This window comes from Pedobacter fastidiosus (genome assembly GCF_014306625.1).
GTDB classification, from domain to species: domain Bacteria; phylum Bacteroidota; class Bacteroidia; order Sphingobacteriales; family Sphingobacteriaceae; genus Pedobacter; species Pedobacter fastidiosus.
Genome location: NZ_JACRYL010000001.1, coordinates 24,086 through 48,611, shown reverse-complemented (window position 1 = coordinate 48,611; position 24,526 = coordinate 24,086). Strand labels below are relative to the sequence as shown.

Genomic DNA, 24,526 nt, shown 5'->3' with positions numbered 1-24,526 from the left:
AGCTTTGAGCTTTAAGCTTTAGGCTTTCTATAATACGTTTAATAACTGTTCTTTTATCTTTTCTAATTCTTCTTTCATACCAACCACAAATTGTTGCATCTGCGCATCATTTGCTTTTGCACCCATGGTATTAATTTCTCTACCAATTTCTTGAGAGATGAAACCCAACTTTTTACCGTTTGCCTCTTTGCTGGTTAAAGTTTGCAAAAAGTAATCGCAATGACTTTTTAAACGTGTTTTTTCTTCAGTAATATCGATTTTATCAATGTAATAAATCAATTCCTGCTCAAAACGGTTTTGGTCGATGTTAACCTTGCCCACTGCATCATCTAAAAACTGAGTAAACTTATCACGAATGGCCGAAAGTCGTTTTGGTTCCAATTCTTCTACAGATTTGAAGTACGAAAGAATGTTCTTAATTCGTAATTCTAAATCAGATTTTAAGACAGCGCCCTCATCTTCTCTAAATTTGTTAAAACTAACAACGGCCTGCGTAAATATTTTATATAAATGATTCCACTCATCTTCAGAAACGCTTTCCTCTTTGTAGTTAATTACATCTGGAAAAGTTAAAGCTGTTTGCAATAAATTACTGCTATTTGCACCCAATTCATCGTTAACGGCAATTAATTGATTGTAATAATGAGCCAATAATGCAGTGTTGATTGTAGCACCGGTAACTTCAGCTGCAGAACGCTCTACATTAATGCTTAGGCTAACTTTGCCACGCTCAATATCTTTACTGCACACATTACGCAGAATAATTTCTTTATCAGAAAAAGCTTTAGGGAATTTTAAATTAAGCTCCAGAAATTTACTGTTGAGCGATTTGATTTCGACACTGTACTTTGCATTCGCATAATCGGCTGTTGCTAAGCCGTATCCTGTCATGGATTTTATCATGCGCAAAGATAGAAAAATAAGTTTGGAGTTTAAGTTGCTAGCCTGGAGTTTTGCAGTAGAGTAAAATAGTAATTTATAATTTTTTTAGTTTGAAGTAAAAATTTATTTACACCTCAATGCTACATCCATCCATATACATACGCATCAGCATTAACGTTTATTTAACAATTAAAAAGGTTAACAAATGTTAATTTTACAAAAAATATCTAGCAGATATGAAAGCTTTTGTTTCGCTCGTTATACTTCTTATTTGTTTGATTTTTGACACAAATTCTGCTTATGCGCAAGATTTGCTAGCAAAAGGTGTTATAATTGAAAAAGGCACGAACATTAGAATAGCACTGTGTGTTGTAACCAATAGGCGTACAAAACAGGCTGTTGGCAGTAATGACCTGGGCATGTACCAAATCAAAGCCAAATTGGGAGACACTTTATTTATCGAAAAGCGGAACTTCGTTGATCAGCAAATTGTAGTTCGAGATGATAAAGACGTTATTGCCTACCTAATTAGAGCAAGTACAACACTGGAGGAAGTTACCATTAAGGGCAAAACGAAAAAAGAAGATTTGGATGAAATAAGACGAGAATTTAAACGGCAGGGATCTTTTTACGAAGGTAAACCACCATTAATATTGCTCAATCCGTTTAGCGGAAGTCCGTTAACTTTCTTTTATGAACTTTTTGGAAAAACGCCGGCTAAAGCCCGCCGCTTTAAAAAGTATTACGATAACGAAATAAAATCGATGCAAGTCGATCTATTTTTCAATAAGACATTAATAAATAAATACACAAATTTTGAGGGTAAAAACCTAGATAAGTTTATGCTAGATTACTATCCAAAAAGTGAAATGGTAAAGAATTGGAATAATTACGATGCCGTAAATTACATTAAGGTTTCTGCCAAAAAATATACAGATACCTTGAAAAATTAAAATGCTCATGAAATTTTTAAAATATGCAATACTAAATACAATCTTAATATTAACTGGCTATAGCTTAAAGGCACAAGATTTTATTGCCAAAGGCGTAGTTATAGAAAAGGGATCTAACATTAGGGTTGCTTTGGTTGAGATTACTAATAAACGCACAAAGCTTGGGGTTGGAAGCAATGATTTGGGCTTGTTTCAAATTAAAGCCAGTGTTGGCGATACCTTGCTCGTTACGAAAAGAAATTTAATGGATCAAGAAGTAGTGGTAAAAGGGCCTCAAGATTTGATTGTTTATCTTATTAGAAATACAACCATGTTAGAAGATGTTACCATTAGAGGAAATACAAAAAAGCAGGATCTTGATGAGATAAAAAGAGAATTTCAAAACAAAGGCGTTTATAATGGTGGCAAATCATCTGTTTTGTCAGCAATTTTTAGTCCGCTAAATGCTTTGTATAATTTGGTTGGGAAAGACCCTAAAAACGCCCGCAGATTTGGAAGATATGCGGATAACGAAATTAAACAATCTCAAATTGATGTTTATTTCAATCAAAGTATGATTAAAAACAATACAGAATTACGTGGTGATACCTTAGAGAAATACATGTTAAATTGTCGCCCTGAATTTGAAAAAGCCCAATACTGGAACAGTTACGATTACATTAAATACATTAAGGAATCATCTAAAAACTTTACAGATACTTTAGGAAAAGGAAAGTAAGTTTCGGCTACCTAATCAATTTAAACAGTTAACCCAATTAGGCAGTTAACCAATAAAACATTTTAAATCTAAATCGATAGCGTTTCGCAGGCTTTTTCGGCAGCCAATTTCTCAGCGTTCTTTTTATTATAATCTCTGCCAGTTCCTACTTTTTCACCTTCTACAACTGCACTGATCGTGAATAATTTGGCACTTTCGCCTTCACCATTTTCAGCAAGTTCAAAAAGCACATCCTTACCATGGCGTTGGCACCATTCTATTAATTTACTTTTAAAGTTGGTTTCGGTAAGTTCAAGGGTATGAATATCGATGTGTGGCTTAACAATTCTACGAAGTAAGAATTCCTTTGTAAAGTTATAGCCCTTATCCATGTAGATTGCACCAATAATGGCCTCAAAAGCATCGCCTAACATAGAGTTATGCTTGGTTTGAATGCTCACAGATCTTTGATCAAACTGGATCATTCTATCAAAGCCTATTTTCTTGGCAAGTTGGTTTAAATTTGCCCGATTTACAATTTTAGATCGCATCTCGGTTAGAAAACCTTCTTCCTTGTACGGATAATGTTTAAAAAGCAATTCTGCAATTACAGAACCCAAAACAGCATCACCTAAAAACTCTAGGCGTTCGTTACTGCTTCGGCTTCCATTTTTTAAAACTTTAGCTACAGAACGATGTCTAAACGCCATTTTGTACAGCGTAACATTGCCCGGCACAAAGCCCAAAATGTTTTTCAGCTTTTTTACAAACTCCTTTTCGGGAGAGAGATAAAGTTTATATAATTTTAATATCGGCATTAAATAAATAACACAATTAACGGCTAACTAGCATATTTAACTAAGTTATCTATTTTTAATTAGCATACAAAATTATATAGCAAGGCTGTTTAATTAATCTTCGTACTTTTTGAAAATTACTGAAGCATTATGTCCGCCGAAACCAAAAGTATTACTTAGCGCCGCTCTAACAACACGTTTTTGAGCTTTGTTAAAAGTAAAGTTTAGCTTAGGATCAAAGGCAGGATCATCTGTAAAGTGATTAATTGTTGGAGGAACAATATCATTTTTAACAGCTAAAATTGCCGCAATTGCTTCAATAGCACCAGCTGCTCCCAAAAGGTGACCTGTCATTGATTTCGTAGAACTGATGTTTAATCTATAAGCATCTTCCCCGAATAATGTACCAATCGCTTTCGTTTCACTAATATCACCAAGCGGCGTAGAAGTTCCGTGAACATTGATGTAATCGATATCAGCAGTGGTTAATCCAGCATCTTTAAGTGCATTCGTCATTACCATTCTAGCACCTAAACCTTCAGGATGTGGAGCTGTGATGTGATTTGCATCAGCACTCATTCCACCGCCAACAAGTTCTGCATAAATTTTTGCACCTCTTGCTTTTGCGTGTTCAAGTTCTTCTAAAATAATAGTTCCTGCACCTTCGCCAGCTACAAAACCATCACGATCTTTATCGAAAGGGCGAGAAGCCGTTGTCGGATCATCATTACGTGTAGATAATGCATGCATGGCGTTAAAACCACCCATTCCTGCTTCGTTAATAATGGCTTCAGAACCGCCACTGATAATTACATCAGCCATACCCAAACGGATATAATTGAATGCATCTATCATTGCATTGGTTGAGGAAGCACATGCCGAAACAGTTGCAAAATTTGGCCCACGTAAGCCATACTTGATTGAGATATGCCCTGGAGCGATATCAATAATCATCTTAGGAATAAAAAATGGATTGTATCTTGGCGTACCATCTCCCTTAGCGAAATTCGAGATTTCATCTAAGAAAGTTTTCAATCCACCTATGCCAGCGCCCCAGATTACACCGATTCGGTTGGTATCTAATTTTTCAAAATCAAAACCACCATCCTTCACAGCTTCTTCTGTTGCCACCAAAGCATATTGTACAAACGGATCTAGCTTACGGGCTTCCTTTTTCTCCAAGAAATCTTCCGGATTAAAGTTTTTTACCTCGCAAGCGAATTTGGTTTTGAACTTTTCAGTGTCAAAACCCTTAATAGGAGCAGCGCCACTCACCCCGTTAGTCAATCCTTCCCAAAAATCGGGAACATTATTGCCTATAGGAGTGAGCGCACCCAACCCTGTTACTACTACTCTTTTTAATTCCATTTATACTGAAAAAGCGTAATTCTATTTAACGTTTTTTTCCAAATAAGCGATTGCTTGACCAACTGTACCGATGGTTTCAGCCTGATCATCAGGAATAGCTACATTGAATTCTTTTTCAAATTCCATAATAAGTTCTACGGTATCTAAAGAATCTGCACCCAAATCGTTGGTGAATGAAGCCTCTGGCGTAACTTCGCTTTCGTCAACACCTAGTTTTTCTACGATAATAGCCTTAACTCTTGAAGCAATATCAGACATAATTTTATAATTTAATGGTTAAATAATTCTGTGCAAAGAAAAATAAATTCTTACAATTTTCAAATGTTTTTATTTCGACACGTACTTTTGGTATCTAAATAACACAGCGAATATAGAATTAGTTTTTTAATTTCGTTCTGTAAATAATTTATTTCACCTTGAATAGAACTTACCTAAAGTTAACCTTAGACCTTGATTTTATACTGATTGCGATCACTGCGCCCCTAAAAGACTATGTACTTTGCCACAAAATTAATACCCGATTAAATTTACATTTCGAGAAAATAGAGGACCATGAAATATTTTTTAACATTGATGAACCCGCCTGGTCTTTTTCGAAATATTATTTTTTTGTTGAGCAGGGAGACGTAGAATATTACTTAATTAGCAACAGAAGTAGCGATGGAATCTTGATTCCTGAAATGGGAAACGTAGATTTTTTTATCATCATTAAAGAATTTATCGATAAGGAAGATCTTGATTATTTACTCTCTGGCTTAAACAAACTACCTGATATACAAGTAGCTGCGAAAATAGATCCGACTAAGCTAAAGAGTAGAGAAAATTTGGTAATATAAAAATTATATACTTGGTGTATTAAATACACTATATTTGAGGGTTACAAACAACGAACAAAAAAACAAAATATATAAATATTAATGCAGTTTGATTATTTTAGATAATTAATTGGCGTTTTCTTAAACTGCATTGCTAAAATCAATTATTAAATGAAACCTTTTCATTCTAGAACTAAAATTGTAGCCACTTTAGGCCCAGCATCCGCTAAACCAGATGTATTATATAGTATGTTTAACGCAGGTTTAGATGTTTGCCGTTTAAACTTCTCACACGGTTCGCAAGCCGATCACCAAGCGGTTTTGGATACCATCCGCGAGCTAAATAAAAAATACGACTATAATGTTGGTATTCTTGCCGATTTACAAGGCCCGAAAATTCGTATTGGCTTAGTAAAAGAAGGTGGGATCAACTTAATTAATGGAAAAACGACTGTAATTACGACTACTGAATGTATTGGTAATGAGGAACGCATTTACATTACTTATCAAAGTTTCCCTCAAGATGTTCAGGCTGGAGAAATTATCCTTTTGGATGATGGAAAGCTTCAAATGAAGGTTATTTCTACTAATTTAAAAGATGAAGTAGTTTGTGAGATTGTTCACGGTGGTATTTTAACTTCGAGAAAAGGTGTAAATCTTCCAAATACAAAGGTTTCTATTCCATCTTTAACTCCAGAAGATCGTGAAAATTTAGAATTCGTTTTAGAAAATGATGTAGAATGGATCGGTTTATCTTTCGTTCGTAAGGCTGAAGATATTATCGAACTTAAAAAAATAATTGCAGAGCGTGGTAAAACAGCTCGCGTAATTGCCAAAATAGAAAAACCAGAAGCTATTGCTAACATCGATGAAATTATCGCTGTATCTGACGGTATTATGGTTGCTCGTGGTGATTTGGGTGTTGAATGTCCAATGGAAGAAGTTCCATTGTTACAGAAAATGATTGTTGCTAAATGTAGAGCGGCTTCAAAACCTGTAATTGTTGCAACTCAAATGCTTGAAAGTATGATTACTACGCCTCGCCCAACTCGTGCAGAGGTAAATGATGTTGCAAACTCGGTACTTGATGGTGCTGATGCTGTAATGTTAAGTGGTGAAACTTCAGTTGGAGAATTTCCTTTGATCGTTATTGAAACGATGCAAAAAATTATTCAGAACATTGAGCAGAACAACTATCCTTTCAATCCTGATAAATTCTTAAAACCGAAATCTCCATCTTTCTTAAGTGATGCAATTTGCGATTCTGCTTGTTTCTTAGCTAAACAAACCAATGCTGTTGGTATCGTTTCGATGACATTGAGCGGTTACACTGCATTTGAAATCTCGAGTCACAGACCAGAAGCTTTAACTTTCATCTTCACTAGTAACAGAGCTTTATTAAATGCTGTCAGTTTACTTTGGGGTGTTAGAGGTTTCTACTACGATAAATTTGAGAGCACAGATAACACGATTATCGAAGTTAACGAATTCTTAAAAAGCAAAAAACTGGTTAAACAAGGTGATATTATCATCAATACCGCAGCAATTCCAATGGAAGCTAAAGGTAAAACCAACATGTTAAAAATTACGGTTATAGAATAATTTCATTAACCTTAACATATTCAAAATGCTCTCGATTAAAACGAGAGCATTTTTTTTATTTAAAAAAATATATTTTTGCATTCCTAAACGGAGAGGTGTCAGAGTGGTCGATCGAGCACGCTTGGAAAGCGTGTGTACTGTAAGGTACCGCGGGTTCGAATCCCGCCCTCTCCGCTTTTATCCTTCACACTTCAAACCCTCAAATTCTGTATCATTCTTAATACTTTAAATTGAAGTGCAAGAACAGTGTTATTTTTATCGCTGAAGAATAAAATCAAACGATGAATAAATATTTTCTTACGGTAACAGCCTGTGCTTTTGCTGTTTCTGCATTCGCTCAGCAAGGCAATTCCTTAACTGCCAAAGATTACGAAAGGGCCGAAAGTTTTATGGGGTACAATACCGCGAAGTTTATTGATAACGCCAACGTGCAACCCAACTGGCTCGATGGTGATAAATTTTGGTACACCACAAAAACAGATAAAGGCGAGCAAACTTATTTAGTAGATCCTTCAAAGAAAACAAAAACCCTTACCACAGATTACAAAGCCACGACACCAACTGGTGGCAGACGTTTTGGTGGTAGAAATGAGGTTTTATCTCCTGATGGCAAAAAAGCAATCTTAATTAAAGATTACAACTTATATGTTAAAGATGTTGCGAGTGGAAAATTAACGCAGTTAACAACCGATGGTGTAAAAGATTACGGTTATGCTACTGATAATGCGGGCTGGAAACACAGCGATGCACCAATTTTGCGCTGGTCGCCAGACTCTAAAAAGATTGCTACCTTTCAGCAAGATCAAAGAAATAGTAAAGATATGTATTTGGTTACCACAAACGTGGGATCGCCAAAACTAGAAGCATGGAAATACCCTTTACCGGGCGATAAAGAAATCCCAACAATCAGAAGAGTTGTTATCGATGTAGAAAATCCAAAGGTAGTTTCATTCAATATCCCTGCCGATCCGCACCGCGCTACTTTAAGCGATGACATTTCGAGTAGTGGAACTTTTGATGATATTGATTGGAAAGCAGACGGTTCGGAAGTTGCATTTCTTTCTACTTCTAGAGATCATAAACAAGAAAAGTTTAGAATCGCCAAAGCTTCTACAGGAGTTGTTCGTGAGGTTTTCGAGGAAACCGTAAAAACACAATTTGAATCTGGTCAGGGCTCAATTAACTGGAGATATCTTGCCAATTCGAAAGAAATCATCTGGTATTCGGAACGCGATAATTGGGGACATCTTTATTTATACAATTCAGAAACTGGCAAACTAAAAAATCAAATTACCAAAGGCAATTGGGTTATCACCCGATTATTAAAGGTTGATGAGAAAACCCGCACCCTTTATTTTATTGCGAATGGTAAAGAGGTTGGAAATCCTTATTTCGGCCACTTTTATAAAATTGGTTTTGATGGTAAAAATCTTATTTCGCTTACTCCTGAAGATGGAAATCATACGGTTTCACTTTCACCATCCTCCAATTATTTTATCGATACTTATTCAAAACCAGATGTTCCGCCGGTAACTGTATTAAGAAGTTTAAATGGCAAATTGGTTACAACTTTAGAGAAAACCGATGTAAGCAGACTAACGGCAACAGGTTGGAAAGCGCCAACGCCAGTTACGGTTAAGGCTCATGATGGTAAAACCGATATTTACGGATTGGTATTTACGCCGACCAAAATGGATGCGAATAAAAAATATCCGGTTATAGATTATATTTATCCTGGCCCACAGGGTGGAAGTGTTGGCAGTTGGAGCTTTGTTGCTTCTCGTGGCGATAATCAAGCCTTGGCCGAATTGGGGTTTATTGTTGTCGTTATTGAGGGAACGAGTAATCCAGATCGCTCTAAAAGTTTCCACGATATGAGTTATGGCAATATGGCTGAAAATACTTTGCCAGATCAAATTACAGCCATTAAACAGTTATCAGAAAAATATCCAATTGATACGACCAAAGTGGGTATTTGGGGACATTCTGGCGGTGGTTTTGCAACAGCTACTGCAATGTTCCGTTATCCAGATTTCTTTAAGGTTGGCATTTCGGAATCGGGGAATCACGACAATAGAAACTACGAGGATGATTGGGGCGAACGTTATAACGGCTTAGTAGAAAACGCTGATTACGAAGCACAAGCGAATCAAAATTACGCTAAAAACTTAAAAGGCAAGTTGATGTTGGTGCACGGTTTAATGGACGATAACGTTCCTCCATACAACACGTTATTAGTGGTAGAAGCATTGGAGAAAGCAAATAAATCATTCGATTTGGTGATCTTTCCAAATAGCGCACACGGTTATGGTGCTTATTCTCCATACATGATGCGCAGGCGGTGGGATTATTTTGTGCAAAACCTGTTAGGTTTAGAACCACCTAAAGATTTTAAAATGCAAGGCACTGTATTAAGATAAACGATAAAAGTCTCGATGAAAATCGAGACTTTTATCGTTTAAAGAAAAACAAAGTTTCGTGTTTTCAGTTTTTCAAGTTGATACACGCCGAAAGAAATAAAAACATGGGAAAAACTAGAGCAGAAAATAATGTAATCATAACCGGTACAACGGGTATGGTTGGCGAAGGTATTTTAATTCAATGCCTAAATAGTCCAGAAATAAATTCGGTTTTAGTTATTAACCGCAAACCCTGTGGTTATGTTCACCCAAAACTTAAAGAAATTATCCATCAAGATTTTTTTAACTTTTCTCCAATAGAAAATCAATTAGCGGGTTATAATGCTTGTTTCTTTGGTTTAGGAATTTCATCAGTTGGCGTGGATGACGATACCTATTACAAAATGACTTACACTTTAACCATGCATGTTGCCCAAACCTTAGCTAAGCTAAACGAGGATATGACTTTCTGTTATGTATCTGGAGGCGGAACAGACAGTACTGAAAAAGGCAGATTGAAATGGGCTAGAGTGAAAGGAAAAACAGAAAACGATTTAATGAAGTTGCCGTTTGAACAGGTGTTTAATTTTCGTCCTGGTTTTATCAAACCGATAAAAGGGCAAAAATATGCGCATAAATTTTATAAATATATCAACTGGTTATTCCCTATCGGAAGAGCAATTTATCAAAACGGCTTTTGTACCATGGAAGAGTTGGCAAATGCAATGATTAATACTTTGAGCCATAACAATGAGCGCAAAATATTAGAAGGAAAAGATATTATTGCTTTAGCGAATGAGCCTTCATAACTAAATAACTCATTAAGATTGACTCAAAAAACTGTCACATTGAGCTTGTCGAACATTTCGACAAGCTCAATGTGACAAACCTATTTATTTCTTGTTATCGTACTTTCTTTGATTGTCTTTGTTGGAAGTTTGATCTGATCGCTGTCCGCCACCGTTCGTAATTCCCTGAATTTTTTTATCCACTTTAACATCGTGGTTTGCTCTATCTGCAATCGAACTCCCTTGAGTTGTAGGATTGTTTTTTGGTGTGCTTACGTTTTTCATAACATTATAAATTTTAATTAATACTGTTTATCCGAGCGCTATAATATTAACCGATAGCGATAGATTATGTTTTAAGTTTCTGCGATGAATTGATTAGAAAGATGTTTAGTAAAACAAAATAACTTGGAAATGAACGTTCAACATTTCATTTGACACAGCAGTCCCGCTTTCCCTACTGCCAATTAGAAAAAAAAATTGGCATTCGTATAATCGGGTTTATTTACGAAGGGCTAGTGCTAAAAACAAATTTTATGATAAACCTGCGAGCTTTTTTAAAGCACCAACTTTGTTCTTAAACCGGATGGAAGCGGTAGCCCGAGCTTTTTCTGCGAGGCTTTAGCGTACAGCGGGACCGATCTCTCCGAAGAATTACTGAACTTTCGTTTTCAAAAAAATCAAATTTTCCATTTTTTAAATCCAAAGAAGTTGCCAGATTTATAAATATTGTATCAAATCGATTACTTGGATTGGTTTTTGTTTAATTCGTTTTTTGATTCTTAATTTAGCGCATCGGATACAACAAAACACACGTGAAAAAAAATCTATTCTTCCTTATTGTCTTCTGCATTGCAACAATTTCTGCAAATGCGCAAAAGCAAACCTATTTAGAAATGTTAGCCAATCAGCCAAAATGGGTTGATTCTGTTTTTAATAAATTAAATCGCCGTGAAAAAATTGCGCAAATGTTTTTTGTTAGGGCGCATACTAATTTGGGTCAGAAATATACTGACTCAGTAGGAACGGTAATTAAGAAAGAACAGCTTGGAGGGGTAATTTTCTTTCAAGGCGGGCCGGTGAGGCAAGCTAGAGCAACCAATGCTTACCAAAAAGTTAGTCGCGTACCGTTAATTGTTGCAAATGATGGCGAATGGGGCTTGGGTATGCGCTTAGACAGTACAATTTCTTTCCCTTACCAAATGACTTTGGGTGCCATCCAAAACAAAGATTTAATTTATAGAATGGGGCAAGAGGTTGCTAAAGATTTTAAACGCATGGGTATGCAATTGAATTTGGCACCCGATGCTGACGTAAATAATAATGCCAAAAATCCTGTAATTAATTATCGCTCTTTCGGTGAGAACAAATACAACGTCGCCAATAAAGCTGGGGCATACATGAAAGGCATGCAAGATGGCGGTTTATTAACCTCATTAAAACATTTTCCCGGTCATGGCGATACAGATGTAGATTCGCACTACGATTTGCCACAGTTAAACTTTAGTCCGACGCGATTGGATACTTTAGAAATGTACCCATTTAAAGAATTGGTTAAACAGGGTGCTTCGGGCATAATGGTTGCCCACATGAATATTCCTCAGTTGGATAATACACCTAACCTGCCATCTACACTTTCTAAACCTATTATTACCGGCATTTTGAAGCAAAAAATCGGTTTCAAGGGCTTAATTATTACCGATGCCATGGATATGAAAGGTGTAGTGAAATACTTTAAAGATGGCAATGCCGATTTAATGGCGATTATGGCTGGAAACGATATTTTGGAACTTTCGGAAAATAGCGATAGAGCAATTAAGCTGGTTCGTAAAGCAGTTCGACATGATCAAATAGATATGAAAGTAATTGATGAAAGTGTTAAAAAAATTCTTACTGCAAAATATTGGGCCGGATTAAATAAACGCGATACGATAGTTACTCAAGGCCTAATTGCAGGTGTAAACCGAAATTCAAGTAACGCCTTGGTTCAAGAATTGGCAAATGCTTCGGTTACGCTTTTAAAGGGCAAGGAATACATTAAAAACTTAATTCCGATTAGAAGAACGGCAATTATCAGTATCGGTGTTCCTTTGGTTACGGCTTTCCAAAAAGAGATTTCTAAAGGGTATTATAACTCTGTTTATTATGTTTTGGATAAAGATGCGAGCGCAACTCAGATTTCGAATATTGCTAGAGAAATTGGTGCTTTTGATCAGGTAATTGTGGGTATTCATGATAGCAGGTCAAGACCAGGCAACAACATTCCATTAAATGCTGGGGTTAAAAATTTTATAAAGGAATTAAGTGCCAAAAATGCAGTTTTTGCTTTGTTTGCAAATCCATATAATTTAGCCGGATTACCGGGTTTAGAAAATAGCAAAGGATTAATTATTGGATACCAGAAAGAAGATTATATGCAAATTTCTGCGGCGGCGGTGATTAATAACAGATTGGTTCCATCAGGAAAATTACCTGTAAGTATATTGCCAAATTATAAGTTTGGAGATGGGTTGTAGAGTAGTTTAATCACCAAGACACTAAGAATACAAAGAAAATGTCAGATGAATTCATCTGGCATTTTTTGTTTAATACATTTGCCACGGAAACACAGAATTTATTTCAGCATGACGATACCAACAGAAAAACTTAAAACAATTTGCCAATCCAAATCATTATCTATTAATAAAACTCAAAGTTATGATAGACCCAAAAGACGAAGATTACTCGAGCGATCCGAATGATGCTTTACGCAGAGAGGACGACGTAAATGAAATAAATGAATTAAGTGGCGATGACACCAGCATTGAGCATGACAAAGATATGCTTGAACAGGCAGACGAAGCCTCTAGAGCATCTTACGAGCTTAACCTCGATGATGAAACTGATGACTCTGATGATTAAAAAAAGAAAGCCACAAATTCGCAGACTTTAATATCTGAAAATTTGTGGCTTTTTAGCTTTAAGGTCTGGTCTTTAACCCTTTAGCTTATTTCGCTTTTGCTTTATACGTTTCAGGATTTACGGCAGTAACCGTCCACCCTTTTAAAAACGAAGTGATTTTTTTTACGTCGTGCCCAACTTTCCTTTTACCGTTTGAGGCAACTTCTTCTGTTTCCAAGTAAGCAGAATTTTCAATATGAAGCACATTCCCTTTTCCATCTAGTACCAAGAATACCGGGAATCCAAATCGCTGAGGGAAACCCAAATCGGCCAAAACAGCTTCATTTTTATTTTCTGGACTATAATTAACCAAAACGGTTTCAAAGTTATCGTTAATGTATTGCTTCAAAGTGGCTGTGCTATCAACTAAATTATGGAACGCAATGCACCACGAACACCAATTTCCACCAACCTGTACTAGTACATTTTTATTTTCTTTCGAGGCTTTTGTAACCGCCGATGCAAGATCTGCTTTGGCGTTTGCCTGGGGGTTATAAATATGAACAGCCTCTTTTTTTGCTTGACTAAAAGCGGTAGTAGAAATTAACACCGCAGTTAATAATATTAATATTTTTTTCATGATTTTTAAGAATGATGATGTAAAATTAATAAAGTCGACTAATTTTATAGATTATTAGCGAATTCTTTACAGAGCAAATACATTTTTATTTAAATCCTAATTTTTAGAAATGCTATATCTTGATATTCATACTCATCAGCCATTACCAAAACAGCATGTTCAAAGCATTTTGAGTTTATCGTTAACAGATGGTGATTTATATCCTTTAACCAATACTAGGCCTATCTCAGTTGGGTTACACCCTTGGTTTGCCAAATTGAAAAATTTAGAATTACAATTCGAGAACCTCAAGAATAAAGCGCAACAACCTAATGTTAAAATGATTGGAGAATGTGGTCTGGATAAATTGAGAGGGGAAAGGCTGGAAAATCAAGTCATAATTTTAGAAAAGCAAATTGCATTGGCTGAAGAACTGAATAAACCGATAATACTTCATTGCGTTAAAGGTTTTGCTGAACTAATTGAGATAAAAGATAGGTTGAAAGTTAAAGTTCCAATGATCCTTCATGGTTTTAATAAGAATGTAGAACTTGGCAAACAGTTAATTGATAAAGGTTTTATGCTGTCTTTTGGAACTTCGATTTTAAGAACAGATTCGGGCGCTGCAAAATTGATTCAAGATACGGACAACTTTTTTTTAGAGACCGATGACTCATTAACTCCGATCGAAGAAATTTATGATGCCACAGCCAATTTAAAAAAATGTTCTGTTGATGAACTTAAAGCACGTATTTTTGCCGACTGGAAAAAATTAAGCTTGCTTTAATTAACCACAGATGGACACAAATAAACACTGATTATGGTGTCTGTTTTTTTAAGAGCATAAAATATAATTAGCCACGGAAGCACAGAGTTCACAGAAAAAAACTTCGTGTTAATCCGTTTTTCCCCAGCAAAAAATAAATTAACTATAGATTAAAGTTTGAATATCTGTGTTCATCCTTTTATCTGCGGTAAAAAAAACTAGTAATATGTCTGATACAAGTTGGCTTTCACGCTCTGCCCTATTAGTTGGAAATGATGGAATTGATAAACTGCAATCGAAACACGTTTTAGTGATCGGTTTAGGTGGGGTAGGTTCTTTCGCAGCCGAATTTATTTGTCGCTCGGGTATTGGCGAAATGACCATTGTTGATGGCGATGTAGTTGACCCAACAAACCGTAACAGACAATTGCCTGCCTTGGCAACGAACCACGGCGTCAGCAAAGCTGCCATTATGCAAGAACGCTTGCTGGCTATTAATCCAGATTTAAAACTCCATGTGGTAAACACTTTTCTTACACCCGAAAAATGCAGGGAAATTTTGGAATCGAAATTTGATTACATTATGGATTGTATCGACAGCGTGATGCCGAAGATTACTTTGCTAGGAACTGCCTTAGAAAAAAATATTCCAATTGTAAGTTCTATGGGTGCGGGTGGCAAAATGGACCCAACGCGAATCAGAATTACAATGCTTCCAGATACATACCAATGTGTTTTCGCCAGCTATGTTCGCAAAAGATTAAATAAACTAGTTGGTGCCGATAAAATCAAAGCTGTTTTTTCCACGGAAGAAATGGATAAGAATTCTATGATTATGACGGACGGAAGTAATTTTAAACGCTCCGCTTACGGAACGGTTTCTTACTTACCAGCAGCTTTTGGTGGTGCTTGTGCATCAGTTGTAATTCGCGATTTGTTAGGACTTCCAATAGAAATGGCAGAAAGACCAGCCAGGATTAGTCATAAAACATTGGCAAAGAAGAAAAAGAAAAGTTCATAACTTTATTTGGTTCGTGGAGACACGAACCAAGGCATCTAAATGGTCGTTTTTTTTAACAGATTGTTAATATCCTTATTTCGGAGAAGTTTTAAATTGTTGTAAGTTAGGTGTTGTAAAAAGAAAACACTGTATTAGTAAATAATTTAGAACCACCCCGCCTTACCAGGCACCCCTCCAAAGGAGGGGAATAAAACCCACTGCCTAAAAAATTACTTAAATGAAAAATTTCGATCCTGCAGGTTTTGCATCACGCAATTCCCCTCCATTGGAGGGGTGTCCGCAGGACGGGGTGGTTAATAAGGCGCAATCATCAGAAAATTACTACCTCATTAATAATATAATTGTATATCACAAACCAAAGTTAAACCTCCCTTATAATATTAATTTAAAGGATAGATCTAAATCATTGCGGTATGCAGAAAATTTGCCTGAAGTTCTATTCTGGATGCAAATCACAAAAAAGAGATTTCACAATATCGATTTCGATAGACAGAGAATTATTGGAAATTATATAGTCGATTTTTATATCAAAAAATTAGGTTTAGTAATCGAAATTGACGGCGCTAGTCATGACGATAAGGAACTCTACGATAGAGTTAGAGAGGAATATTTTATTTCCTTAGGATTAAAGGTTTACAGAATTACTGTTGATGATGTGATGAAAAATATGGATTTTGTAAGAATGGGACTGGAAGAATATATTATTAAGGAATATGGAATTGGTTCGGGGTAATATAAATAGAAACACCCCGCCCTGCGGGCACCCCTCTAAAAGAGGGGAATACAAAGTGCAGAAAAACCCTGACGCCTAAAGTTACAAGAAGCCAATTAAATGCATGCTAGTCTATGCTCCCAACATTCCCCTCTTTTAGAGGGGTGGATGCGAAGCAGACGGGGTGTTAAAAAACAATAAATTAAAACCCGCCCGCGGGCATCAAAGAGGAAACAATAAATGAATAAACCCCTCAAAATTCTTCAAGCCTCTGCTGGTTCCGGTAAAACGTTCAGTTTAACTGCACATTACCTCACTTTACTTTTTTCTGGCGATAACAAATACCGGGAAATTTTAGCTGTAACCTTTACCAACAAGGCTACCGAAGAAATGAAATCGAGAATTTTGGAAGTGCTTGTAGGTTTAGCCCAAGGAAATCCATCAAAGAAAATTGAAGATTATCGCAAGCTCATTCTGGTAGCTTATTCGCAATTAAGCGCTCAAGAATTACAAGTTAAGGCCGATAAAATCTACCGTAAAATACTGCATGATTACAGTCGATTTTCGGTGAGCACCATTGATGGTTTCGTACAAAAAGTAATCCGTGGTTTCGCTTTTGAGCTTGGCTTAAATGCCGATTATAATTTGGAAATGAATTATGATAAGGTTAAAGATGACTTGGTAAACAAACTTGACGAGGCTTTAAACGATAACAAACAGCTTTTGCAATGGATAATAGATTTAGCCATCGAACGCATCAGTGATAACAAAAGCTGGAATTATAAAATAGAACTTTACAACCTCATTGGAGAAATTTTCTCAGAGCGATTCCAGATTTTTGAATCTGCTGTTGAAGAATTGGGCTTGGAAAATATTGATGAACTTTTTAAGAAATACATCAGCGTTACCAAAGATGAAATCAAAAATTTCGAGAGTGAAATTATTCAACTGGCAACCGATGCGCACGAAGCATTTGAAGTTTTAGGCGTAGAAAACGATCAACTGAAAGGAAAATCTCGGAGTCCGCTGACTAAGCTAATTATAGTTGCCCGAGGTGATTTCTCTAAAATAGAACCCATATTTAATCTTATTGATGAACCAGAAGAATGGTTTCAAAAGAACGCAAACGTACCCGAGGCATTTGAAACCGTAAATCCGATTTTGCAAAAAATAAAGACACATTATCTAGAGCATTTACCAAAATATCAACTTGCTATCGCTTTCAATAAAAACCTTTATTATTTAAGGTTGATGCAAGAAATTGCGGTGTTGCTAAAAGAATATAGAGCAGAAAATGATAATCTTTTAATCAGCGATGCGCAGAAATTAATCTCCGGAATTACGGAAGATGCTGGCGACAATCCATCTTTTATTTGGGAAAAAGTTGGCAACAGATACCGAAATTTTTTGTTTGATGAATTTCAAGATACTTCAACGAGTCAGTGGGGAAGTTTTAAATCGCTTTTAACCAATGCGATTGCCACGCCAAGTTTAGATTTAACCGATCATTTAATTGTTGGCGATACCAAGCAATCTATTTATCGCTGGCGAAACGGTGATTGGAACATTTTGCACAAACATGCCAAAACAGATGTTGGCGCACATAATGTTATCGAAGAAAGTTTAGAAGAGAATTATCGCAGTGCGGAGAATATTATTACGTTTAATAATTTCCTTTATCGTTCTATTCCGATAACGTTACAAAATGAATTAAACCAAAACTTAGCAAGCAAACCCGAAAGTATTTCTGGCTGGTGGAATATTCAAAATTACGATTCGATAATTACAGATATTTACAGGGGCTCAACTCAAAACTTCGCCACAAATACTTCGAAAGGCGGTACAATAAAAATTAAAAAATTCAGCAAAGATCATGCTCCAGAAGAAAGTCGTTTCTCTGAAACTGTTTTTCGGGATCTTGCTTTAAATGATGTTATTGAAGAAATTTTTTACTTAAAGGATGAACAAAATTATGCCTTAAAAGACATCGCCATTTTGGTCCGATCGAACAGTGAGGCGTTGCTTACCGTTCAAAAATTGATGGAGCAAAAATTACCTGTGCTTTCTGGCGATGCCTTAATGATTTCGAATAACTCTGCCGTTCAACTCATCATCAATACCTTAAAAACATTAATTGGTTTGGATGCGCAAACGGCTTTATATAAAGCAAATTGCATCGCATTGTATCATTCATTGCATGAAAAAGAGGCAAATGCAAATCATTATTTAAATTTAATTAATGCTTCGCTAAGCAATTTGAGCAATGTTCTACCTAAATCGCTTTGCGAAAATTGGCAATCGTGGTCACAACTTCCTTTGCCAGAATTGGTAGAGATATTGATTGAGGCTTATGACATTAAAAATCTTACTCAGCATCTACCGTATCTTTTGGCTTTCAGAGATTTAACGGCAAATGCAGGCAGATTAGGCGAGAAAGGTATTATTTCGTTTCTAACTTGGTGGGATGAAGATGGCGTGAAAAAATCTTTGCCATCGCCTGAGGGTGCAGATGCAATTCAAATTATTACCATTCATAAATCTAAAGGTTTGGCTTTTAGGGCAGTATTCGTTCCTTTTTGTAATTGGGAAGTGAAAGGCAAAACGAATTCAACTTTTTGGGTATCATCAGAAGATACTGTTTATAAAGAGCTTCGTGGAATTCCGCTGAAATATAATGAGGCATTGGCAGATTCTTCCATCGCGAAAGCTTATTACGAAGAATTGCTTTACAACAATATGGACGCTTTAAACATGCTTTATGTGGCTACAACCCGTTCAAAAGATTATCTCTATATCGCTACAATGGGTAAAGCTGAGCCAAAAGGGAATAAAGAGGTCAATTTATCAAATATGGGCGATGTTATTAATCTTACTTTTAACGATCAGTTCGATGAAAATGGCGTTTACGAAATTGTAGATTATATGCCTTTCGAAAATAAGATTGAGGAACTTAATTTCATCAATCTAAAAAGTTATCCAACTACAACTCGGCTATCAGAACTTTATATTCCATCAGAAGAAAAGCATTTAAAACACTTGGTAAATGTTGAAAAATCTGGAAGAAGAGGCTCGTTGTTGCACGATATTTTAGCAAGCGCCAGTACCGAAAAAGGTGTTGATGATTACACTACAAACCTTGTTTTACAGGGCATTATTAAGGAAGAAGAAAAGCAAAAACTGATTGATTCTGCTTTGGAAGTATTAAATAATCCAGAGTTAAAAGAAATCCTAAATAGAGCGACAGAGAGCATCACCGAAAAAAATATAATTGATGCGAATGGTAAATTGCATCGGCCAGATCGAGTACTAATTAATGCAGATGAAGTAATTATTTTAGATTATAAATTTACATTGGAGGAAAGTGATAAACACACTCAACAAGTTGATAAATACAGAATGTTGCTTTCGGAAATGGGTTATAAAAACATTAAAACTTATCTTTTTTATGCAGTTAAAGGCAAGTTGAAATTAGTATAGTTATGAAGAATCTCATGAAATTTAGTAATATACGCTTTAAGATTGCTTCGTGCCTCGCAATGACGACCGCCCAACCGTCATTGCGAGGAACGAAGCAATCTCATTTGGAAAGGTGCCTTTTATTTTTATCTCATATCTAAATTCTTATATCAAACAATGAAACCATTCTTACAAGAAGTTGCCGAAGATTTAGTTGCAAAATTTGGAAATCAACTGGAAAACTGCGCCATTGTTTTTAATAATAAACGACCAGCAGCTTACTTACAAAAACACTTTGCAGATTTAATTGGCAAGCCTTTTTTTAGTCCGTCGTTTTTTACCATACAAGAGTTTTTTGCCTGCTCAACAAGTTATAAAATCGCCGATTTCTATTTGCAGTTTTTCACACTGCATAGAATCTACAATCAACTTTTAGCCGAAGAAAAATTGGAAACCATTTCCAGTCATAAATTTTTTCCCTTAGCCAAAATTATTTTAAGCGATTTTAACCAAATTGATGCAGATTTGGTTGATGCCGAAAAACTGTATCGCGATTTAGAAGACATCTCCGTTATCAACAAAGAATTCGATTATTTAAGTCCTGAACAATATGAATTTCTCTCTCAATTCTGGACCTCCTACTCGGAAGGAAAACACAAAAAACAGCAGGAATTATTTATAAAAATGTGGCGTAGAATGCCTAAGCTTTATCATAAATTTCATGCTACGCTTAAAGAACAAGGCTATTTAACAAACGGTTCTGTTTACCGCCATTTGGCAGATGATATTACGAACCATCAAGAATTTATTTCAAATTTTGATAAGGGAAAAGTTGTTTTCGTTGGTTTCAATGCGCTAAGTAGCGCCGAGGCAAAAATATTTACTCAATTACAAGAGGCAGATAGGGCGATATTTTACTTCGATGCAGATACTTATTACTTGGACGATGCCTCACAAGAGGCTGGTTTATTCTTGCGGAAAAACCTAAATCAAATAGGTTTAAAAAACGTATTTGCAAATCAAGAAAGCTTGATGAAAACTGGCGAACATCATGTGAACGTTTTCAAAGTTCAGGGGCAATCGGCACAAGCAAAAATTCTGAATAATATTTTAGAGGAGGATTATACAGATGCAGAAAGTGTTGGCAAAACCGTTGTGGTTTTAGCTGATGAAAGTTTGCTGATTCCAACTCTACAAACCATCCCAACTACTTTTAATGGTTCGGCAATCGACCTAAACGTAACCATGGGTTTTGCCTTATCAACCTCGAGCATTTTTGGCTTGGTCGATTTATGGTTAACCAGTCAGCTGGAAATTTTACAAGCCGATAAAGTAACCTACAAAAATGTCGAGGCATTTTTAACCCATCCATTAACTGGTTTAACGCAAAAAATGCGTGATAAAATTTTAACTGCTCTGTTGGAAGAAAACAAAGTTGAAATTGACCATAAACGTTTGCTCAGACAAAGTGGTTTATTCGAGGCTTTTTATAAGAAAATCGATAATCCTCAGCACGTGGTAACCAATTTGTTGGATGTTTTGGATTTCGTTTTAACCAGATTATCGAACGCAAAAACATTAAAGAAAATTGATGCTGAACTGTTTGTAAAAACCATTCAAGAGTTAAATAGATTGCATGATACTTTCAGTAATCATATTGGAAAAGAGGAAATTCCTTTTGTGATTTACTTGGTTCAGAAATCATTGCAAGCCATTGCGGTTCCGCTTTCTGGAGATCCGTTAAATGGAATACAAGTGATGGGATTACTCGAAACCAGAAACCTAAACTTTGATAAAGTTGTAATTTTGGGCTTTAATGAAGGTATTATACCTAAATCTTCAATCGGTAATAGTTTCATTCCGGATTCTATTCGCAGGGTTTATGGCTTGCCGGTTTTGGAAAATCTTGATGCCATTTCATCTTACATGGTTTACAGATTAATGCAAAGAGCGAAGAATATCAACTTCGTTTACAACAGTTTAACCGATGAATCTACATCTGGTGAGGCCAGCAGAATTTTAAAGCAACTGGAATATGAAAGTGGTTTTGAGTTTACTTATAACGAGCTAAATCTCGATGTAAAAACGGAATCATTTAAGGAAGTTCAGATTGAGAAAACTGGAAATGCTTTTATTCAGGAAACGTTGCAAAAGTATCTCGATAAAAAGAAAATTCTATCTCCATCGGCTTTAACGCAATATATTTCCAACCCTATAGATTTTTTCTTCAACTATATTGCCGGAATTAAAGAGCCAAAAGAAATCAGCGCAGTTGTTGAGGCGAATGAAATTGGTTCCATTTTGCACAAAGTGATGGAATATTTCTATCAAGATTTAAGGCAATCAGAAATTACCGCCGAACGCATTAATGAGCAAATAAAAAATGTGCCTAAGTTAATCCAGAAAGCTTTTAATGCGGTGATGTTTAAACATCCGGATTTGGTGATGGAATATAAAGGCATGCAAAAAGTGATTCTTGCCATTGTTGATGCTTATGTAAATATTATCCTCAATCAAGATATTTCTCAAGCACCTTTTACCATTATTAGTTTGGAGCAAAAGGTGGAGGCGGTAATTAGTTTCCCGCTAAACGGGAAAGAGGAAAGCGTAAAAATATTCGGTTATATTGATAGGGTTGATGTTAAAGATGGCGTTACAAAAATCGTCGATTACAAAACAGGAAGTGATAAATTGGCTTTTAAGGATGTTGATGAACTTTTCAATTCTGATGGAAAACACATCAATAAAGCGTTAATTCAAACCTTACTTTACACCTTTGCTTATGAACAATTTTCTGGTAAAACTTGTGTCGAACCGAATTTGTATATCGTAAAAACAATGAACGATCCGGCTTTTGGTGGTGTGTGGTTTAGATCTAACAGGCAAGTTTTGCGTGGCGATTTCCTTGAAGAAATTAAGCCCATATTTTTGGCCAAACTGAAAGAAAAACTTGCTGAGCTTTTTGGTTCGCCATATTTTAAGGCTAGTGAAATTCCAGATAATTATAAGTATTCGATTTATAAAACGCTGTTTGGGAAGTAGATCGGCTGAAGCCGATTTTTACTTATTGTCCTTTGACCGTTGGTTGAAACCAACGGCCATGAATATTAAACCATGGCTGTAATAAATAGCTATTTGCACCATCCATTTCTTTGCCGTCTGGCTTCAGCCGACGGAATAAAAATAAATCACTACATTGGCTTTAGCCAAACTCAAACCGTTGGTTGAAACCAACGGCAATAAATATCTTACCACAGCTATAATAAAATCGCTATCTGAACAATCCATTTCTTTGCCGTCTGGCTTCAGCCGACGGAATAAAAATAAATCACTACATTGGCTTTAGCCAAACTTTAAAATATGTCGTATGTAAAAATTTGGGTTCACTTGGTGTTCTCAACTAAAAACCGACATCCCTATTTAACAAAGAACATCCGCTATCAACTTCAAAGCCACATAATTGAAAACTGTAAGGAGAAATCAATTTTCCTGAAAGCTATTAATGGTTATACAGAACATTTGCACTGCTTGATATCTATAGGAAAAGAACAAAGTATAGCTAAAATTGCACAACTAATTAAAGGCGAATCAGCCCATTGGATAAATAAAAATAAATTAACCGACGAAACCTTTATGTGGCAAGATGATTATTTTGCGGTTTCCGTTGGTGAATCAAGCTTAGAGATTGTCAGTAATTACATTAAAAATCAGGAGAACCATCATAACAAAAAATCTTTTGAAGAAGAAGTAAAAGAGTTCGCCGATAAGTATAAATTTGAATTACGAAAAGAATAAAAAATGCTAACCCTTAACTTCACTAAATTTCCAATCCTCGAAACCGAGCGATTAATTCTTCGAGAGCATCATCTTTCTGATGCTGAAACACTTTTCGCCATGCGCACCAATGAAACGGTAATGAAGTACATCGACCGTGAAAGGCCAAAAGATTTATTGGAAATTAAAACTTTCATTACCACATTTAACGATGGCTTTGAAAACGGCGATAATTTGGCTTGGGTTATTGCGCTGAAAGAAAATCCTAACCACATGATTGGCTCAATTGGTTACTGGCGAACCGATTTTGCTAATCACAGAGCAGAAATTGGTTACATGCTCCACCCTGATTATTGGAGAAAAGGCATTATTTCTGAGGCCTTAAAAAGAACAATCGATTTCGGTTTCAGAGACATGAATCTGCATACTATCAAGGCAAATATTAATGTAGAAAACAATGCCTCACGAAAAATGCTCATTAAACATGGTTTTGTAAAAGAAGCTCATTTCAAACAAGATTTTTATTTTAGAGGGCAGTTTTTAGATAGCGAGATTTACGGATTATTGAATCCGAACCATTAAATCAATCTATAAAATATTTACATTTGATTATGTATCGTTTAGACAGAACAGCATTTAAAGCCCAAACTGCAGAAGAAGCTTCAAAATCTCATGCTGAATATTATCGCACCTTAACCTGGAAAGAACGTTTGCGAATTGCAAATTATTGAAACGGCATTGCTTACAATTTCCCAGAAGAAAATCAACCCCAGAATGGATAGAACAAAGTTTAGTGTTAGAGCAAGGAATAAGTAACGGGGGAATAGTCAAAAGATTTAAACGATCTAGAAAATCTATAATTACCCATTTCCACCAACATATTCCGAAAAAACCTTCAACATGAATACAATTAGCACCTCATTAACAGATATTCGCAATATAATTTCTAATTATTGGCTATGCCCAACAATACTTCAAACTTCTGTTCGCAAAAACC

Annotated in this window: 21 protein-coding genes and 1 tRNA gene; 16 read left to right on the top strand and 6 right to left on the bottom strand. The window is 35.8% G+C overall.

Annotation, left to right across the window (positions count from 1 at the left end; genetic code table 11):
• Positions 1-27: 27 nt before the first annotated feature.
• Entirely contained in the window at positions 28-891 is an 864-nt protein-coding gene (locus H7U22_RS00220; protein ID WP_187069329.1) for a YicC/YloC family endoribonuclease, read from the bottom strand.
• Between the two features lie 227 nt (positions 892-1,118).
• On the opposite strand from H7U22_RS00220, the gene H7U22_RS00215 reads away from it, so the two are divergent.
• A complete protein-coding gene (locus tag H7U22_RS00215; protein WP_187069328.1) occupies positions 1,119-1,835 on the top strand; it encodes a hypothetical protein in 717 nt (238 codons plus the stop codon).
• A gap of 1 nt (position 1,836) precedes the next feature.
• Positions 1,837-2,553 carry a hypothetical protein gene (locus H7U22_RS00210; protein ID WP_187069327.1) on the top strand — a complete coding sequence of 239 codons (717 nt, stop codon included), beginning with the start codon at positions 1,837-1,839 and terminating at the stop codon, positions 2,551-2,553.
• A 68-nt stretch (positions 2,554-2,621) separates the two neighbouring features.
• On the opposite strand, the gene rnc is transcribed toward H7U22_RS00210, so the two are convergent.
• From rnc to H7U22_RS00195, 3 genes are all read right to left on the bottom strand, one after another.
• Complete coding sequence (rnc, locus tag H7U22_RS00205; protein WP_109925345.1) at positions 2,622-3,350, bottom strand: ribonuclease III; 729 nt, start codon at positions 3,348-3,350, stop codon at positions 2,622-2,624.
• Positions 3,351-3,443: 93 nt separating this feature from the next.
• Complete coding sequence (gene fabF / locus H7U22_RS00200) at positions 3,444-4,697, bottom strand: beta-ketoacyl-ACP synthase II (protein WP_187069326.1); 1,254 nt, start codon at positions 4,695-4,697, stop codon at positions 3,444-3,446.
• Between the two features lie 21 nt (positions 4,698-4,718).
• Positions 4,719-4,955 carry an acyl carrier protein gene (locus H7U22_RS00195; protein ID WP_008508386.1) on the bottom strand — a complete coding sequence of 79 codons (237 nt, stop codon included), beginning with the start codon at positions 4,953-4,955 and terminating at the stop codon, positions 4,719-4,721.
• A 158-nt stretch (positions 4,956-5,113) separates the two neighbouring features.
• On the opposite strand from H7U22_RS00195, the gene H7U22_RS00190 reads away from it, so the two are divergent.
• The 5 genes from H7U22_RS00190 (at position 5,114) to H7U22_RS00170 (ending at position 10,322) form a co-directional block, all read left to right on the top strand.
• Positions 5,114-5,533 carry an IPExxxVDY family protein gene (locus H7U22_RS00190; protein WP_187069325.1) on the top strand — a complete coding sequence of 140 codons (420 nt, stop codon included), beginning with the start codon at positions 5,114-5,116 and terminating at the stop codon, positions 5,531-5,533.
• Positions 5,534-5,683: 150 nt separating this feature from the next.
• The gene (gene pyk, locus H7U22_RS00185) at positions 5,684-7,114 is read left to right on the top strand and encodes a pyruvate kinase (RefSeq protein WP_187069324.1); all 1,431 of its coding nucleotides are present in this window, start codon (positions 5,684-5,686) and stop codon (positions 7,112-7,114) included.
• 89 nt (positions 7,115-7,203) lie between these two features.
• Positions 7,204-7,288, top strand: a tRNA-Ser gene (locus H7U22_RS00180).
• Positions 7,289-7,395: 107 nt separating this feature from the next.
• Entirely contained in the window at positions 7,396-9,534 is a 2,139-nt protein-coding gene (locus H7U22_RS00175; RefSeq protein WP_187069323.1) for a S9 family peptidase, read from the top strand.
• Positions 9,535-9,638: 104 nt separating this feature from the next.
• Positions 9,639-10,322 (top strand): Rossmann-fold NAD(P)-binding domain-containing protein, encoded by a 684-nt coding sequence (locus H7U22_RS00170; RefSeq protein ID WP_187069322.1) that lies wholly within the window; start codon positions 9,639-9,641, stop codon positions 10,320-10,322.
• A gap of 84 nt (positions 10,323-10,406) precedes the next feature.
• On the opposite strand, the gene H7U22_RS00165 is transcribed toward H7U22_RS00170, so the two are convergent.
• Positions 10,407-10,586: a hypothetical protein gene (locus H7U22_RS00165; protein WP_109929720.1), complete on the bottom strand. Its 180-nt coding sequence runs from the start codon at positions 10,584-10,586 to the stop codon at positions 10,407-10,409.
• Positions 10,587-11,116: 530 nt separating this feature from the next.
• On the opposite strand from H7U22_RS00165, the gene H7U22_RS00160 reads away from it, so the two are divergent.
• Positions 11,117-12,817: a glycoside hydrolase family 3 protein gene (locus H7U22_RS00160; protein ID WP_187069321.1), complete on the top strand. Its 1,701-nt coding sequence runs from the start codon at positions 11,117-11,119 to the stop codon at positions 12,815-12,817.
• A 181-nt stretch (positions 12,818-12,998) separates the two neighbouring features.
• Complete coding sequence (locus H7U22_RS00155; RefSeq protein WP_187069320.1) at positions 12,999-13,202, top strand: hypothetical protein; 204 nt, start codon at positions 12,999-13,001, stop codon at positions 13,200-13,202.
• 85 nt (positions 13,203-13,287) lie between these two features.
• Here H7U22_RS00155 and H7U22_RS00150 read toward each other — a convergent pair whose 3' ends face one another.
• Positions 13,288-13,821 carry a thioredoxin family protein gene (locus tag H7U22_RS00150; protein ID WP_187069319.1) on the bottom strand — a complete coding sequence of 178 codons (534 nt, stop codon included), beginning with the start codon at positions 13,819-13,821 and terminating at the stop codon, positions 13,288-13,290.
• Positions 13,822-13,930: 109 nt separating this feature from the next.
• Between H7U22_RS00150 and H7U22_RS00145 the strand changes: the two genes are divergently transcribed.
• The 7 genes from H7U22_RS00145 to H7U22_RS00115 all read left to right on the top strand — a co-directional run bounded on the left by H7U22_RS00145 (position 13,931) and on the right by H7U22_RS00115 (position 24,111).
• A complete protein-coding gene (locus tag H7U22_RS00145) occupies positions 13,931-14,587 on the top strand; it encodes a TatD family hydrolase (RefSeq protein ID WP_187069318.1) in 657 nt (218 codons plus the stop codon).
• Between the two features lie 205 nt (positions 14,588-14,792).
• Positions 14,793-15,587, top strand: a complete 795-nt coding sequence (locus H7U22_RS00140) for a tRNA threonylcarbamoyladenosine dehydratase (protein WP_187069317.1) — start codon at positions 14,793-14,795, stop codon at positions 15,585-15,587.
• A gap of 217 nt (positions 15,588-15,804) precedes the next feature.
• Entirely contained in the window at positions 15,805-16,320 is a 516-nt protein-coding gene (locus H7U22_RS00135) for an endonuclease domain-containing protein (protein ID WP_187069316.1), read from the top strand.
• Between the two features lie 219 nt (positions 16,321-16,539).
• Complete coding sequence (locus H7U22_RS00130; protein WP_187069315.1) at positions 16,540-19,776, top strand: UvrD-helicase domain-containing protein; 3,237 nt, start codon at positions 16,540-16,542, stop codon at positions 19,774-19,776.
• Between the two features lie 156 nt (positions 19,777-19,932).
• Positions 19,933-22,797 (top strand): PD-(D/E)XK nuclease family protein, encoded by a 2,865-nt coding sequence (locus tag H7U22_RS00125; RefSeq protein ID WP_187069314.1) that lies wholly within the window; start codon positions 19,933-19,935, stop codon positions 22,795-22,797.
• A 318-nt stretch (positions 22,798-23,115) separates the two neighbouring features.
• Positions 23,116-23,550 carry an IS200/IS605 family transposase gene (tnpA, locus tag H7U22_RS00120; RefSeq protein ID WP_187069313.1) on the top strand — a complete coding sequence of 145 codons (435 nt, stop codon included), beginning with the start codon at positions 23,116-23,118 and terminating at the stop codon, positions 23,548-23,550.
• Between the two features lie 3 nt (positions 23,551-23,553).
• Positions 23,554-24,111 carry a GNAT family N-acetyltransferase gene (locus tag H7U22_RS00115; RefSeq protein WP_187069312.1) on the top strand — a complete coding sequence of 186 codons (558 nt, stop codon included), beginning with the start codon at positions 23,554-23,556 and terminating at the stop codon, positions 24,109-24,111.
• Positions 24,112-24,526: the final 415 nt, after the last annotated feature.